This window comes from Limosilactobacillus difficilis (assembly GCF_947387495.1).
Classification (GTDB): Bacteria; Bacillota; Bacilli; order Lactobacillales; family Lactobacillaceae; genus Limosilactobacillus; species Limosilactobacillus difficilis.
In genome coordinates, this window is sequence record NZ_CANDNU010000001.1 from 1 (window position 1) to 14,610 (window position 14,610).

13 protein-coding genes are annotated in these 14,610 nt (G+C 47.0%); 12 read left to right on the forward strand and 1 reads right to left on the reverse strand.

Annotation, left to right across the window (positions count from 1 at the left end):
* Positions 1–181 precede the first annotated feature (181 nt).
* A complete protein-coding gene (truB, locus tag QOR82_RS00005; protein WP_283582714.1) occupies positions 182–1,090 on the forward strand; it encodes a tRNA pseudouridine(55) synthase TruB in 909 nt (302 codons plus the stop codon).
* A gap of 6 nt (positions 1,091–1,096) precedes the next feature.
* The gene (gene ribF, locus QOR82_RS00010) at positions 1,097–2,044 is read left to right on the forward strand and encodes a riboflavin biosynthesis protein RibF (RefSeq protein ID WP_283582715.1); all 948 of its coding nucleotides are present in this window, start codon (positions 1,097–1,099) and stop codon (positions 2,042–2,044) included.
* Between the two features lie 30 nt (positions 2,045–2,074).
* Here the strand turns inward: ribF and QOR82_RS00015 are convergent, their stop codons facing one another.
* Positions 2,075–2,449 carry a hypothetical protein gene (locus QOR82_RS00015; protein WP_283582716.1) on the reverse strand — a complete coding sequence of 125 codons (375 nt, stop codon included), beginning with the start codon at positions 2,447–2,449 and terminating at the stop codon, positions 2,075–2,077.
* A 117-nt stretch (positions 2,450–2,566) separates the two neighbouring features.
* Here QOR82_RS00015 and hrcA point away from each other — a divergent pair, with 117 nt between their 5' ends.
* The 10 genes from hrcA to QOR82_RS00065 all read left to right on the forward strand — a co-directional run bounded on the left by hrcA (position 2,567) and on the right by QOR82_RS00065 (position 14,601).
* Positions 2,567–3,616 (forward strand): heat-inducible transcriptional repressor HrcA, encoded by a 1,050-nt coding sequence (gene hrcA, locus QOR82_RS00020; RefSeq protein ID WP_283582717.1) that lies wholly within the window; start codon positions 2,567–2,569, stop codon positions 3,614–3,616.
* Between the two features lie 11 nt (positions 3,617–3,627).
* The gene (gene grpE, locus QOR82_RS00025; RefSeq protein ID WP_283582718.1) at positions 3,628–4,197 is read left to right on the forward strand and encodes a nucleotide exchange factor GrpE; all 570 of its coding nucleotides are present in this window, start codon (positions 3,628–3,630) and stop codon (positions 4,195–4,197) included.
* Positions 4,198–4,229: 32 nt separating this feature from the next.
* Positions 4,230–6,119, forward strand: coding sequence for a molecular chaperone DnaK (gene dnaK / locus QOR82_RS00030; RefSeq protein WP_283582719.1), 1,890 nt, complete (start codon positions 4,230–4,232; stop codon positions 6,117–6,119).
* Positions 6,120–6,247: 128 nt separating this feature from the next.
* Entirely contained in the window at positions 6,248–7,396 is a 1,149-nt protein-coding gene (gene dnaJ / locus QOR82_RS00035) for a molecular chaperone DnaJ (protein ID WP_283582720.1), read from the forward strand.
* 133 nt (positions 7,397–7,529) lie between these two features.
* Positions 7,530–8,489 carry a LysM peptidoglycan-binding domain-containing protein gene (locus tag QOR82_RS00040; RefSeq protein WP_283582721.1) on the forward strand — a complete coding sequence of 320 codons (960 nt, stop codon included), beginning with the start codon at positions 7,530–7,532 and terminating at the stop codon, positions 8,487–8,489.
* 12 nt (positions 8,490–8,501) lie between these two features.
* Positions 8,502–9,017, forward strand: a complete 516-nt coding sequence (locus QOR82_RS00045) for a hypothetical protein (protein ID WP_283582722.1) — start codon at positions 8,502–8,504, stop codon at positions 9,015–9,017.
* 103 nt (positions 9,018–9,120) lie between these two features.
* Complete coding sequence (lepA, locus tag QOR82_RS00050) at positions 9,121–10,950, forward strand: translation elongation factor 4 (RefSeq protein WP_283582723.1); 1,830 nt, start codon at positions 9,121–9,123, stop codon at positions 10,948–10,950.
* A 153-nt stretch (positions 10,951–11,103) separates the two neighbouring features.
* Positions 11,104–12,033 (forward strand): DMT family transporter, encoded by a 930-nt coding sequence (locus QOR82_RS00055; RefSeq protein WP_283582724.1) that lies wholly within the window; start codon positions 11,104–11,106, stop codon positions 12,031–12,033.
* A gap of 133 nt (positions 12,034–12,166) precedes the next feature.
* Positions 12,167–13,660 (forward strand): glutamate/gamma-aminobutyrate family transporter YjeM, encoded by a 1,494-nt coding sequence (gene yjeM / locus QOR82_RS00060; protein ID WP_283582725.1) that lies wholly within the window; start codon positions 12,167–12,169, stop codon positions 13,658–13,660.
* Positions 13,661–13,749: 89 nt separating this feature from the next.
* Positions 13,750–14,601 carry a metallophosphoesterase family protein gene (locus QOR82_RS00065; protein WP_283582726.1) on the forward strand — a complete coding sequence of 284 codons (852 nt, stop codon included), beginning with the start codon at positions 13,750–13,752 and terminating at the stop codon, positions 14,599–14,601.
* The last annotated feature ends 9 nt before the right edge of the window (positions 14,602–14,610 follow it).

Here is a 14,610-nt window from a genome sequence, read left to right on the forward strand (position 1 = left end):
AGCTTAGTGTTTATGCTAATTTTAGTCATAAAAAAATACCCCCAAAGTCGATTTCCAACTTTGGGGGTACGCATCAAGCTTGCTAAGCCGGGCTCTGCTTTTTTGTGCGTGAAGTTCGTCAACTGCTAATATGTAATGAATGTGTTATCCTAAAATGGTGATAAAATTCGGAGGTGGTCTTGTGGATGGCATTATTCCACTTTACAAAGAACGCGGGATGACCAGTTTTGACTGTGTTAATCGGGTTCGACACATTATCCATGAAGCGCACGTGGGCCATGCTGGCACGCTGGACCCTAATGTTGATGGTGTTTTACCGATTTGCGTTGGCAAGGCGACAAAGTGCGTCGATTTTTTACACGAAAAGCCCAAGGAATATAGTGGTGAATTGCTAATCGGTCTTTCAACGACTACGGAAGATCTGGATGGTGAGACAGTCAAACGGCAACGCGTTGAAAGCAAAATTAGTGACGAAACAGTTAAAACTGCGATGGCAACGATGATGGGCAAAATAACGCAAGTTCCACCGATGTATTCATCCGTTAAAGTTAATGGCAAGCGCCTCTACGAATATGCCCACGCGGGGGAGACTGTCGAACGGCCCCATCGTCAAGTAGTGATCAATGCTTTTCAAATGGTGGCCAATGACTTTGACCCCGCCAAGGGGCAGCAACGGGTCCGCTTTACCGTCAAATGTTCGAAAGGAACCTATGTCCGCACGCTGGCGGTGGACCTCGCCAAAAAATTGGGTTATCCTGGTGTGATGAGTTCGCTGACCCGGACCAGTAGTGGCGGCTTTAACTTGGACCAAACACTTAGTTTGGCTGATTTATCGGACCTAGCAGCCAATCAGTTGCTCAGCCAGTATGTCTTGCCACTTGAAATTGTTTTTGAAGATTGGCAGCATTTAGCTTTGAATAAAGAACAGTGGCAAGCCGTTCAGAACGGTGGTTGGCTCAAAACTGCTGAGATTCCCGCTAATGCTGACCAGCGGATTGCCTTGACCTATCAAGGCCGCGTTAAAGCACTGTACTACCAACGTGATTCTGGTCATTATGCCCCTCTCAAAATGATCTCGACGAAAGCGTGATTAATAATGGAAATCATCAAACTTCACCACCCTCTCAAGCCGAACTTAATTCCGGCGGGGCCAGTTATTTTGGCGATGGGCTTCTTCGATGGTGTTCATCGGGGCCATCAGGCAGTAATCCGGCGTGCTAAGGAGGAAGCAATGCGGCGCCATGTGCCGCTAGCAGTGTTGACTTATAACCATAGTCCCCAGATCGTTTATCGCCGTTTTGAACACGGGATTCACTATCTGACTGGCAATCAGCGTAAGTATGAGCTGTTTGAGCGGCTGGGAGTTGACCGGGTCTATCAAGTTGCATTTACCTCTGACTTTGGGGCCCAGAATCCGCAAGAATTTGTCGACCACTACCTCGTCGCCTTACACCCGCTTGTGGTTGTTGCGGGTTTTGACCATACGTATGGACCAGGTGAATCCGCGACGATGAAGCATTTGCCTGATTATGCCAGGGGGCGTTTTGCTGTCATCACCGTGCCAAAACTAGCGGCGGGAATCGCTGATGAGAAGGTTGGCTCCACTCAAATCAAACAAGCAATTCGAAAGGGAAATATCGGTCAGGCCAACCAGGCGCTTGGCTATCATTACCAAACGGGGGGCTTAGTGGTACACGGTTTTGCCCGCGGGCGGCAAATCGGTTTTCCAACTTTGAACATTGATTGGCCCCGCTGGTGTGTTTTGCCCAAAACAGGAGTCTACGTTACCCGTGTTCTGGTCAACGGCACCTGGTATGGTGGCATGGCTAATATTGGCTATGACGAGACCTTTGGTGATGATGCCAACAAGACCCTAGAGATTTTTCTGTTTGATTTTCATCACGAGGTATATGGTGAAAAAGTTCGGGTGAAGTGGTACCAACGGCTGCGGGATACGGTCAAATTTAATTCGATAGCGGCGCTCGTTAAGCAGATGAAGTGTGACCAGGCGGCTTGCTTGGCTTATCTTCGAGATAACAAATAAGGAGCTGGGTTTTGCCCAACTCCTTATTTGTTAGTGCCGGCTACTGCGGTGATTGCTAATATTGTGAATCTTGTGAACTTGCCGTTTGATCTGGTGTTTGGGACTGGCGGCATCCAATTTGAAATTTTTCATTTTGCCAGGAAAGGGGTGTCCAGACATCCGGACTGGAAGCCAGCTTTTCATGATGGCAGTCATTGACTTGAGATCTTGCATCAGCTGGGGATTGTGCTCTGCCTGAGCAGCTCGCAGAATGTCGTCGCCTAAGCGCATCAATAAGTTTTGATGATAGGAAAGCAATTCGCTCGTCAGCTCCGCATTACGGTATTTGTTGAAAAGCTTTTGAATCAGCTCCATTGCGTCCCGGGGCCCGGTTGGTTGGATATAATGGTGTTTTTCTTGGGCCATGAAGGTTCCTCCTAAAAAATCTTTGACGTTTCTTGACTTTTCGAATATTGATTGTTATATTAGAAAATGTATTTAGCACTTAACGCGGTTGAGTGCTAAAAAGGGAAGTGGTGATAATTGCTTACACAACGTCAAAAGGATATTCTGCAGCAGATTGTACGTCAGTATACTGCAACTGGTCAACCGGTTGGCTCTAAATCGTTGGCTACCCGCTTGACGCAGAAAGTTAGTTCCGCGACTGTTCGTAACGAGATGGCAATCTTAGAGAAAGCGGGCCTTATTACAAAGGAACATTCTAGTTCTGGTCGCCTGCCGTCGAAAAAGGGTTATCGTTATTATGTCGATCATCTATTGAATCCAGATGCGGTGACTGATAACGATCTGCTTGTAATTCAGCATTCTCTCGGAATGGGGTTTCATAAGATTGACGAGCTGATTTCGCATTCTGCGGATATCTTGTCACAACTGACGAGTTATACCGCTTTTACCTTAAAGCCGGAGCAAAAAGAGGTCCGACTGAGTGGTTTTCGCTTGGTGCCACTTGGCAACCAAAAGGTGATTGCGATTTTAGTGACTGATTCTGGTGATATTGAAAGTCAGTCTTTTACTTTACCGAGAACGATCAACACTGATTCACTGGAAATGGTTGTGCGGATGATTAATGATCAGTTGACGGGACAACCGTTGACGGACGTCATTAAACGGCTGAAAACAGATATTCCAGCCAAAATTACTGCTTATCTGCAGAGCCCAGATGGTTTTCTGGATGTTTTTGATAATGTGTTACAGTCCGCAGTGCGTGAACGCTTCTTTGTCGGCGGTCGGATGAATCTGTTAGGTTATTCGGAACGACAAGATCCTAACGCAATGAAGGCTTTGTATAGTTTGCTTGATCAAAATGACCGCCTTTCGCACCTGATTGATGCTGATTCACCGGAAGAGGGAATCAGTGTTAAAATCGGTAACGAAATTAGCAGTAACAAGGTTATGGCAGACTACAGCTTGATTACAGCTACTTATGATGTCAGTCAGTACGGACAAGGGATCATCGCTGTGCTTGGCCCAACGCGGATGCCTTATTCTAGAACGATTGGGATCATCGATGCTTTTCGGCGCGAATTAGCCAAACGTTTGCTTAATTACTATCACCGTTACTATGATGAATAGGAGGAAATAAGATGGCTGAAAAAGAGAAAAAAGATTCCGCCGAGGCTCGTCCAAAGGCAGCTGCTAAGGCTGACAAGTCAGCTAAAAAGGGTCAACATCAGGCTTCGGATCAGCAATTAAAAGACCTGCAAAAACAGGTTGATGATTTGAAGAAACAGTTGGCTGGCAAAGATGATCAATACTTGCGGGCTGAAGCTGAAATTCAAAACATGAATCGTCACTTCAAAGATGAACGGGCCAGCTTGCTCAAGTATGAGGGTCAAGACCTTATCAAGGAAATTTTACCAGTCCTGGATAACCTTCAGCGGGCGTTGAGCACTAAAGCAGAAGGCGATGAGGCTAAGCAACTGCACGAAGGGATTCAAATGGTTTATACTCACTTCGCACACGCCCTTTCTAATCATGGCGTTAAAAAGATCGAGGCCTTGGACAAGAAATTTGATCCGAACGTTCAGCAAGCTGTTCAAACCGTATCTGCCGATGATGACCATCCAGCTGACACAGTCGTTCAAGTTCTTCAGGATGGCTATAAGCTGAAAGACCGGGTTTTGCGTCCGGCCATGGTGATTGTGGCACAATAATTTGAGTTTTAAAGAGTAAAGAGGGATAAAAAATGGCAAGCAATAAAATTATCGGTATTGACTTGGGGACGACTAATTCCGCCGTTGCCGTAATGGAAGGTAATGAACCCAAGATTATTACAAACCCTGATGGTGGGCGGACAACGCCGTCAGTGGTTGCATTTAAGAACGGGGAAACCCAGGTCGGTGACGTGGCTAAGCGTCAGGCCATCACGAACCCGAACACCATTAGCTCAATCAAGAGTCACATGGGTGAAGCGGGCTACACGGTTGAGGTGGAAGGTAAGAAGTACACCCCTCAAGAGATTTCCGCAATGATCTTGCAATACATCAAGAAGTACGCCGAAGACTACATTGGTGACACGGTTGACAAGGCCGTTATCACGGTGCCGGCTTACTTTAACGATGCGCAACGTCAAGCTACTAAAGACGCCGGGAAGATTGCCGGTTTGGACGTTAAGCGGATCATCAACGAACCAACTGCTTCCTCATTAGCTTATGGTCTTGATAAGGAAGACAAGGACGAAAAGATTCTGGTTTATGACCTTGGTGGTGGGACCTTTGATGTTTCCATCCTTGAATTGGGCGACGGGGTCTTCCAAGTACTGTCCACTAATGGTGATACCCACCTTGGTGGTGATGACTTTGACAAGAAGATCATGAACTGGTTGATGGATTCCTTCAAAGAGGAACACGGCATTGACTTGAGTCAAGACAAGATGGCTCTGCAACGTCTGAAGGATGCCGCTGAAAAGGCAAAGAAGGAACTGTCAAGTGCTCAACAGGCTGACATTAGCTTGCCATTTATTGCCCAGGATCCTAAGACGCAGGGCCCTGTTCACTTGAACACGACGCTGACCCGGGCTAAATTTAACCAGTTGACTAATGACTTGGTTGAAAAGACGAAGCAACCAGTGATGAATGCTTTGAATGACGCTGATCTGAGTTTCAGCGACATCGATCAAGTGATTTTAAACGGTGGTTCAACGCGGATTCCGGCTGTTCAGGAAATGGTCAAGGAATTAACTGGCAAGGAGCCAAACCACTCAATCAACCCTGACGAAGCCGTTGCCCTTGGTGCGGCGATCCAAGGTGGGGTTCTGACTGGTGATGTGAAGGATGTTGTTCTGCTTGATGTGACGCCACTGTCACTGGGGATTGAAACCATGGGTGGTGTTATGACTAAGCTGATCCCACGCAACACAACGATTCCAACTTCCAAGAGCCAAATCTTCTCAACTGCTGCTGATAATCAATCAGCTGTTGATATTCACGTCCTGCAAGGTGAACGGCCAATGGCAGCTGACAACAAGACCTTAGGGAACTTCCAGCTGACAGACATTCCGGCTGCACCGCGTGGTGTGCCGCAAATCAAGGTGACCTTTGACATTGACAAGAATGGGATTGTAAACGTTTCGGCCGAAGACCAAGGGACACACAAGAAGCAAAATATCACGATTAAGTCCAGTTCTGGCCTGTCCGATGAAGAAATCGAACGGATGAAGAAGGATGCCGAAGAAAACGCCGCAGCTGATAAGAAGAAGAAGGAACAGGTTGATCTGAATAATGAAGCTGACCAACTGATCTTCCAGACTGATAAGACTTTGAAGCAGTTGAAGGGCAAGGTATCTGATGACGAAATTAAGAAGGCTCAGGATGCTCGTGACGCTCTAAAGAAGGCAAAGGATGACAAGAACTACGACGAAATGAAGGCCAAGAAGGATGATCTGACCAAGATTGTTCAGGACCTCTCCGTCAAGCTTTACCAACAGGCTCAGCAAAACGGCCAAAACAACGGTAATAATGCTAACCCGAATGGTAACAACAACGGTTCTTCAAACAACGATGGCCAAAACAATAATAATGGTAAAACCGTCAACGGTGACTTTACCGAAGTTAACCCTGACGACGACAAGAAGTAACCGTTAGCCACAATATTATGGAAAAACCAAAGGCCAGGAAACCGGACTTTGGTTTTTCCTGTCTAGGAAAAAATGTTATAACTATTAGAGTAGTTCAATGACGTTAATCTTTAAGATGAGGGATGCAGATGGCAGAAAAAAACTATTATGACGTTTTAGGTGTAAGCAAGGATGCATCTGATGCGGATATCAAACACGCTTTCCGGCGGCTAGCGGCGAAATATCACCCAGATGTTAACCACGCACCTGATGCCGCAGAAAAGTTTAAGGAAATCAACGAGGCTTACCAGGTGCTTGGCGACAAGCAAAAGCGTGCCCAGTACGATCAGTTCGGCGAAGCTGGTGTTAACGGCCAGGGTGGCTTTGGTGGCCAGGGCCAGCAAGGCGGCTTCGGCGGTTTTGGTGATTTTGGTGGCTCTGGTTTTGACGACATTTTTAACATGTTCACTGGCGGTGGCCGGCGGCAAAACCCCAATGCTCCTCGTCCGGGTCGGGATCTGCAATACACGATGAGTCTTAATTTTATGGATGCTGTTTTTGGTAAAGAGACGAAGATCCGTTATAATCGGCAGGAGGAATGTTCGACTTGTCATGGCTCCGGGGCGCGTCCGGGAACAACACCAGAGACTTGTCCTCGTTGTCAAGGTCGTGGGGTAGTCACGCAGATTCGCAACACGCCGTTGGGCCGGATGCAGACCCAGACGACTTGCCCAGAATGTGGCGGAACCGGTCAGATCATCAAGGACAAGTGCCCAACTTGTCAGGGCGCTGGTCGCGTTAATAAGCGTCATGAACTTAAAGTCAAGGTGCCAGCTGGCGTTGACGACGGCTCTCAGATGCGGCTTGCTGGTCAAGGAGAAGCCGGAAGCCATGGCGGGCCTTACGGGGATTTGTACATTGTCTTTCATGTGGCACCCAGCAAAGACTTTCAGCGTGACGGTAGCGACATTTATGTAGATCAAAACATCAGCTTCGCCCAGGCAGCTCTCGGTGATAAAGTGAAAGTTAAGACGGTCCACGGTGATGTTGATTTGAAGATTCCTGCGGGGACCCAGTCGGAAACGGACTTCCGTTTGCGCAATAAGGGTGTTCCCCACCTTAACGGGAGTGGCAACGGTGATGAACATGTCCGGATCCACGTCCAAACACCGACGAAGATGAACAAGCGCCAGCGGGAAGCAATGGCAGCCTTCGCGGCGGCTTCTGGTCAAAAAGTCAGCGGGGTTAAGCCCGGCTTCTTTGAGAAACTCAAAGATGCTTTTGATGATAACAAGTAAGCGACTCTGGCTGGATCGCTGTTAGTGTGGGTTATTTATAAAAAATTATAAAGAAACCAGCACGAGAAGAGCGAATGAAGTATAATATGAGTTGAAAATTAACGGTGTTTTCACCGTTGCGGAGGGATAAAGAATGAATTTAAAGAAGCAAATTGGTGCTGCCGCTTTGACAGCGGTCCTGGTCGCACCACTGGCATTGGCACCAATCAGTGCAGCTGCTAATGACTTCTACTCGAATCAAACGACTGCTGAACAAGCTGACATTACGAACTGGGTGGCTAACACACCAGATCAGATCAGCGACAACATGTTAGCTCAGCACATTGATTTGAACAACTTGCACGGCACTCGCTACGTTATTCAGTGGGGGGATACCCTTTCTGGAATCTCAGCAGCAACGGGCATTTCGGTCGAAAAATTAGCCTATGACAACAACATCACCAACGTTAATTTGATTTATGCTGGTGATATCTTGATTCTTAACCGGGATGGAAGTGTACCAAGTGGTTACCAAGTAACGGGAAACCCGAATGTGGTTGCTCAAACCAAGATTGTTATTTCCAATACCGACAACTCCGTCAACATTGACAACTCAGTTTACAAAGTAAATAACAGCACTAATAACTCCACTCACACGACTAATAACTATTACCCAACGAAGAGCGATAAATCACCACAAGAACCATCATCTTCGAGTGCAAGTGATAATAGTAGCTCGACTTCAGCTTCTAACAGTTCTAGCAGCTCCTCCAGCAGCTCGAGCAGTACTAAGAAGGGGTTGTTCTCCAGCAGCAAGATGAGTGCGGATGAATTTAAGTCAGCTGTCGAGGATAATATCAACCAAAGTGACGGTGTTCACATTAACTTCACTGACAGCGTTGCTGATGGGAAGACCATCAAGTCTGGCGCAATTACGCTGCCTGTCCGGAATGAAACAACTGCTAAAATGGTGGCAAAGACCATCGTCGCTGGTTTGAAGGCTAGTGGCCAGTTGGACAAGATCAACGGTGCTGGCGATGTAGCTGTTCAACTGAGTTATAGCGGCAACAAGGTCAACTACCAGATTCAGTCTGCTGACAACGGCAGCAAGTAGGGGGCGTGATCAATGGCAAAACAAAAGGCTAATGATGCAAGCTCCTCAGTTGACAAGCCACGGCGTAAGTGGCCCTGGATTCTGTTAATCGTCGTAGTTCTGCTGGTAATCGGTGGCGGTTACTATCACTTTACCCATGATGTTGCTGATCAAGTTCCAGGTAATGTCTACAGTTACAATAATCCGACCACGAAGCGTAAGCTATACATGACCTTCGCTAAAACCGGTAACGAGGTTGTTGTAACCCAGAATAAGACCCAAGCGACTAAGGCGGCCAGCAGTGACAGCCAGTTTGAGAGTGTTTGGCAAAAGCAGAATAAGTCCAACGGTGGCTCCTGGCGTTATAAAGCGGATGGCAGCAAACTGACGCTGGCACAGATGAAGACTAACAACAAGGTTTCCCAGTGGCAGTATAACAACGTGTTTGCTACCAGTAACAAATTGACTTCCCGGAGTTTTACTTACCAGATTGTCAATGCCGGGCAAGGCAATGTTAAACAAAAGGTAACCTTTACCAAGATTAACTAAATCTTTTTCAAAAGGACGCAGGCAGGGCTTCGGCTTTGCGTGCGCCCCTTTTGTTTTGCTATACTAATAGCTGTAACTAAACGGAAGAAGTGAATTGGTGATAATGGATTTTGAAAAAATGAAGGAGCGGCAAAAGCATATCCGCAACTTTTCGATCGTGGCCCACATCGACCATGGCAAATCGACCTTGGCCGATCGTATTTTGGAAATGACCGATTCGATCAGCAAACGGGAAATGAAAAACCAGGTCCTCGATGATATGCCTCTCGAACGTGAACGCGGAATTACGATTAAACTTAACGCTGTTGCTTTGACCTATCATGCCAAAGACGGGCAGGACTATATTTTCCACCTGATCGACACACCAGGTCATGTGGACTTTTCTTACGAAGTTTCACGGTCACTGGCTGCCTGTGAGGGGGCTATTCTCGTGGTCGATGCGACGCAGGGTGTCCAGGCCCAGACGCTCGCTAATGTTTACTTGGCGATGGATAATGACTTGACGGTCTTGCCGGTGATTAACAAAATTGACTTGCCATCGGCCGACGTAGACGGCACCAAGGAACAGATCGAAGATGAAATCGGCCTCGATTGCAGTAAGGCCGCCGATGTCAGTGCGAAAACCGGACTGGGCGTTGACAAAGTCCTGGAGCAGATCGTTCACGATATCCCCGCACCCAACGGAGATCTGAAAGCACCGTTAAAAGCATTGATTTTTGATTCCAAGTACGATGACTATCGCGGAGTTGTCCTCTCGGTGCGGGTCGTTGAAGGGACCGTCAAGAAGGGTGACCGGATTAAACTGATGAACAGCGGGACAACTTACGAAGTTGCTGAAGTTGGCATCAACTCACCAAAGCCTTTACCGCGTGATTACCTGATGGCTGGGGATGTTGGTTATGTTACCGCGGCCATTAAGGACATCAAGGATACCCGGGTCGGTGATACGATTACCAACGCTGACCGGCCGACCGACAAGCCGTTGGCGGGTTACCGTCAGATGCAGCCAATGGTCTACGCTGGTCTTTACCCGACTGACAATGCCAAGTTCAATGACCTCCGTGATGCTTTGGAAAAGCTGAAACTGAACGATGCCGCACTGACTTTTGAACCTGAATCATCGCAGGCCCTCGGTTTTGGTTTCCGGTGCGGCTTTCTGGGATTGCTTCATATGGACGTCATTCAGGAGCGACTGGAGCGGGAATTCAATCTCGACCTGATTACCACCGCCCCGTCGGTTACTTACCATGTGGACCTTCACGACGGTTCAACAGTTGAAGTGGAAAATCCAGCGGAGATGCCCGATGCTTCCGAAATCAAAGATATTAAGGAGCCATTTGTTAAGGCTTCGATCATGGTGCCCAATGACTACGTCGGAGCGGTAATGGAATTGTGTCAGCATAAACGGGGTAAGTTTGACACGATGGAGTACCTTTCTGATACCCGGGTGAACGTCATCTATCACGTGCCACTGGCGGAAATCATCTATGACTTCTTCGATAAATTGAAGAGCAGTACCCGCGGTTATGCCTCCCTTGACTATGAAATTGATGATTACCAGGTTAGTGATTTAGTTAAAATTGATATTTTGCTGAATAGTGACCGGGTCGATGCCTTGAGTTTCATTACTCACCGTTCGACGGCTGCTGAACGGGGGCGGGAGATTGCGACAAAATTGAAGCATATCATTCCTCGGCAAAACTTCGAAATTCCAATTCAGGCGGCTATTGGCTCAAAGATCATTGCGCGGACCAATATTAAGGCCTATCGCAAAGATGTTACTGCCCGGATTCACACGGGGGATCCAGACCGGCGGGCTAAGCTGTTGGAAAAGCAGAAGCGTGGGAAGAAACGGATGAAGGCTGTCGGTAAAGTTGATATTCCGCAGGAAGCCTTCATGGCCGTTTTGAAGACCGATGAGGAGCAGAACTAGGCGTGAGTCTCTGTCTAGTTATTTAGGCTGTGCACAGACAAGTGAAGGGAACTTATAATTCCTCTCAATTGTCTTGATGCACGGTCTTTTTATCAGGAAAATTTTTGATAACCGAAGTTAAATTGCTATTCTAGCTCGAAAGGAACCATAACAATGGATAATGTAAATTCTAATCGTGTGATGAAGGGGATGGGCTTGGCTGCATTAGCCTCAACGATGTGGGGTATTTCAGGCACAGTCCTTCAACTGATTTCGCAAAACCTTGCGATTCCAGCAACTTGGATGCTTTCCGTCCGCACCCTGGTTACTGGTATTATTTTGCTTGCTTTTAGCGCCATTCGCTATGGCAAGGGGATCTTTAACATTTTTACAGAGCGTCAATCGCTAATTTCATTGATTGCTTACGCTGTTTTGGGTTTGATGGCCAACCTGCTGACCTTTTACTATGCGATTCAGGAAGGGAATGCTTCTGCTGCAACCATTCTCCAATATCTTTCTCCGCTCTTTATCGTGCTTGGCAGTGTTATTTTTACTCATCATAAACCCTTTCGAGTTGATATCATTGCATTTATTCTCGCTTTAATTGGGGTTGTGATGTGTATTACGCGGGGCAATATTACCAAATTGTCCATCCCCCTTTCAGCCTTGCTGTGGGGAATCGGGTCCGGAATTACGGCGGCACTATACGTAGTTTTGCCTAAGCGGGCATCCAGGCATAACCCGCCAATCGTAGTATTAGGCTGGGCCACCATTATTGCCGGCATTCTCTTTAACATTATCCGTCCGTTTTGGGTGGGGACGCCGAAAATCTCAACGACGTTAGTGGCCTCCGTGGCAACGGTTGTCTTGTTTGGGACCATCTTGCCTTTTAGTCTGTTAATGCACGCCACAAAATATGCTCCTTCCGATGTAGTCAGTATTATGGATGCGCTCCAGCCAATCGTGACTTCAATTTTAAGCGTGATTTTCTTTTATCTGAAGATGAATTGGGTAGAGATACTGGGCATTATTATAGTAATTATCGCCATTTTTATCCTTCAGCAAGGGCGCCGAATTATCCGCGAACATGAACTTAGGTTATGACAAGATAGAGTAATTTGCTGACTGCCAATTAAAATTGCTCCCCTCAAATTTTAAATTAAAAGTTTTTCTTTGGAAAAGAAGGGTATACTAAGAATTAGATAAGCAATTTTTATAATTTAGTAAGGGGAGTATTATGTCAAATGCTAAAAAGAAGATCACCGTTATCGGTTTGATCTTGATGATTTTTACGGAGACTTTTGGTTTTGCCAATACAACAGTGGCATATGACCAAATGGGCTATGCCAGCATTATCTGGTATATTCTAGCTGCTATTCTATTTTTCCTGCCGTCGTCGATGATGTTTGCCGAATACGGTTCAGCATTAAAAAACGCTAAGGGTGGAATTTATTCTTGGTTAAAAGTTTCCATCGGGGAGCGGCTCGCTTTTATCGGAACTTTTATTTGGTTGTCGGCGTGGATTATTTGGATGGTTTCAACAGCTTCCAAAGTGTGGATTCCACTTTCTTCGCTGATTTTCGGTGCCGATAAAACGCAGAGCTGGCATTTTATGGGGTTGTCTTCGATTGAGGTTGTCGGTATTTTAGCCATTATCTGGATTATTTTGGTGACGGCCCTGGCAAGTAACGGGGTCGATAAAATTGCGAAAGTTGCATCGATTGGTGGGACTTTCGTGATGATCTTATCGGCGCTGTTTATCGTTTTGAGTTTGGTGGTGTGGGCTGCTAACCACGGGGCCATGGCGCAGCCAATTCACGCTGGTTCCTTTATTAAATCACCGAACCCGTTGTTTCAAAGCCCGATTGCGCTGATTTCCTTTGTTATCTATGCCATCTTTGCCTACGGCGGGATGGAAACGATGGGGGGCGTCGTTGATTCGCTTGAAAAACCTGAGCGTACCTTCCCACTGGGGATTGCCATTTCGATGGTCGTTGTGATGGTCCTCTATTCGCTGATGATCCTGCTGTGGGGGGTCAGCACCAACTGGCACCAAGTCTTAGGCGGTAAAACTGTCAACTTAGGGAACATTTCCTACGTATTGATGAATAACTTGGGGGTCCAAATGGGCAATGCCCTGGGCACAAGCCATGAAACGGCTGTAATGTTAGGAAGCATCTTGACACGTTTCACCGGTCTGAGCATGTTCTTAGCCTATTGTGGTTCTTTCTTTGTCGTTATCTACTCACCGATTAAGTCCTTTATTCTTGGTTCAAACCCAGACCTGTGGCCAAAACGGTTGACGCGAATCAACGAACACGGGATGCCGAGCGATGCGATGCGGCTGCAAGCCATTGTTATCTGTGTCATTATTTTCCTGGTGGCTTTCGGGGGCAACGCTGCCCAACGCTTCTACCAGATTTTGACCAATATGGCTAACGTAGCTACGACGGCGCCGTACCTCTTCTTGGTTGGTGCTTTCCCAGCCTTTAAGAAACGCAAAGACTTGAAGCGGCCGTTCGTGATTTACAAGAATAAAGTTTTGACAAACATCATCGTTGCGGTTGTCTGGCTGGTAATTGCTTTTGGGATTATCTTTACCTGCCTGTCACCAATTTTGCAGCACGATTACCAAACGGCCTTCTGGACGATTATTGGACCGCTGTTTTTTGGTGGGGTGGCCTGGATCTTTTATGAAGTCAACACGCGACACAACCGAAAGCAGAATTAGTAGTAAAAATAGCAAAAGCGACGCATTTGCGCCGCTTTTTTTCTGTTGCCGATCCTGATAAGATGGTTTTAAAAATGGAAGGTGAGAAAATGGGGAAAAGCAAAACGATTGCCATCTTTTCTGATGTCCACGGCAATTTCACAGCAATGCAAGCAATGTATCAAGACAGTCTTCGTCACCATGTAGATGAATATTGGTTTATCGGTGATCTCTTTATGCCGGGCCCGGGCGCCAAGAATGTTTGGCAGCTCTTTAAGCAAATGCATCCACAGGTTTGTGTGCGGGGTAATTGGGACGATCTCGCCATCAACGGGGCGGCCGGAAAAATTAAACCGCTCAAGCCGTCACGGATCTACTTTGGCCGCTTGGCGCAAGACTTAGCCGGTCGGTTGGACCAAAGTGTTTTTGAAATCCTGGCATCCTGGCCCCTCCAGCAAACTGTTCAAGCTGGTAAGCTGGTTTTTTCGGTTGCTCACAACTTGCCAAAACTCAACATGGGCCAGAAACTGTTCCCAACTCAACCGTCGACTAATTTTGACGAAGCCTTTCCTGGCAGTCAAGATGTGGCAATTTACGCCCATGTCCATCACCAGCTTTTCCGCTATGCTTCAGACGAGCGGATCGTTTTGAATCCCGGTTCAGTAGGGGAGCCCTTTAATGGTCAAGCCCGATTGCAAGCCGACACGCGAGCTCATTATCTATTGATGACGGTTGACGAGCAAGGAATTGCTGATTTGGATTACCGCCACGTTGCCTATGATCGCGAACAGGAACGCCATGCAGCACGTCAAGCCGGTATTCCTTACCTGGAAATGTACGAGAAGACACTTGACACTGGTCGGGTCTACACGCACGATCAGGAAATGGTAAGTCACTACAACGCTCTTTATCATTACGACCAGCAGTATCGACAATACTGCCAGCAAAAAGCCAAGAATTAGTTTTCAGCC

Bases quoted from the DNA above. Each gene is read 5' to 3' on its own strand.
- ribF (WP_283582715.1), top strand. From the start codon at position 1,097: ATGGAAATCATCAAACTTCACCACCCTCTCAAGCCGAACTTAATTCCG.
- QOR82_RS00015 (WP_283582716.1), bottom strand. From the start codon at position 2,449: ATGGCCCAAGAAAAACACCATTATATCCAACCAACCGGGCCCCGGGAC.
- grpE (WP_283582718.1), top strand. From the start codon at position 3,628: ATGGCTGAAAAAGAGAAAAAAGATTCCGCCGAGGCTCGTCCAAAGGCA.
- dnaK (WP_283582719.1), top strand. From the start codon at position 4,230: ATGGCAAGCAATAAAATTATCGGTATTGACTTGGGGACGACTAATTCC.
- dnaJ (WP_283582720.1), top strand. From the start codon at position 6,248: ATGGCAGAAAAAAACTATTATGACGTTTTAGGTGTAAGCAAGGATGCA.
- QOR82_RS00040 (WP_283582721.1), top strand. From the start codon at position 7,530: ATGAATTTAAAGAAGCAAATTGGTGCTGCCGCTTTGACAGCGGTCCTG.
- QOR82_RS00045 (WP_283582722.1), top strand. From the start codon at position 8,502: ATGGCAAAACAAAAGGCTAATGATGCAAGCTCCTCAGTTGACAAGCCA.
- lepA (WP_283582723.1), top strand. From the start codon at position 9,121: ATGGATTTTGAAAAAATGAAGGAGCGGCAAAAGCATATCCGCAACTTT.
- QOR82_RS00055 (WP_283582724.1), top strand. From the start codon at position 11,104: ATGGATAATGTAAATTCTAATCGTGTGATGAAGGGGATGGGCTTGGCT.
- yjeM (WP_283582725.1), top strand. From the start codon at position 12,167: ATGTCAAATGCTAAAAAGAAGATCACCGTTATCGGTTTGATCTTGATG.
- QOR82_RS00065 (WP_283582726.1), top strand. From the start codon at position 13,750: ATGGGGAAAAGCAAAACGATTGCCATCTTTTCTGATGTCCACGGCAAT.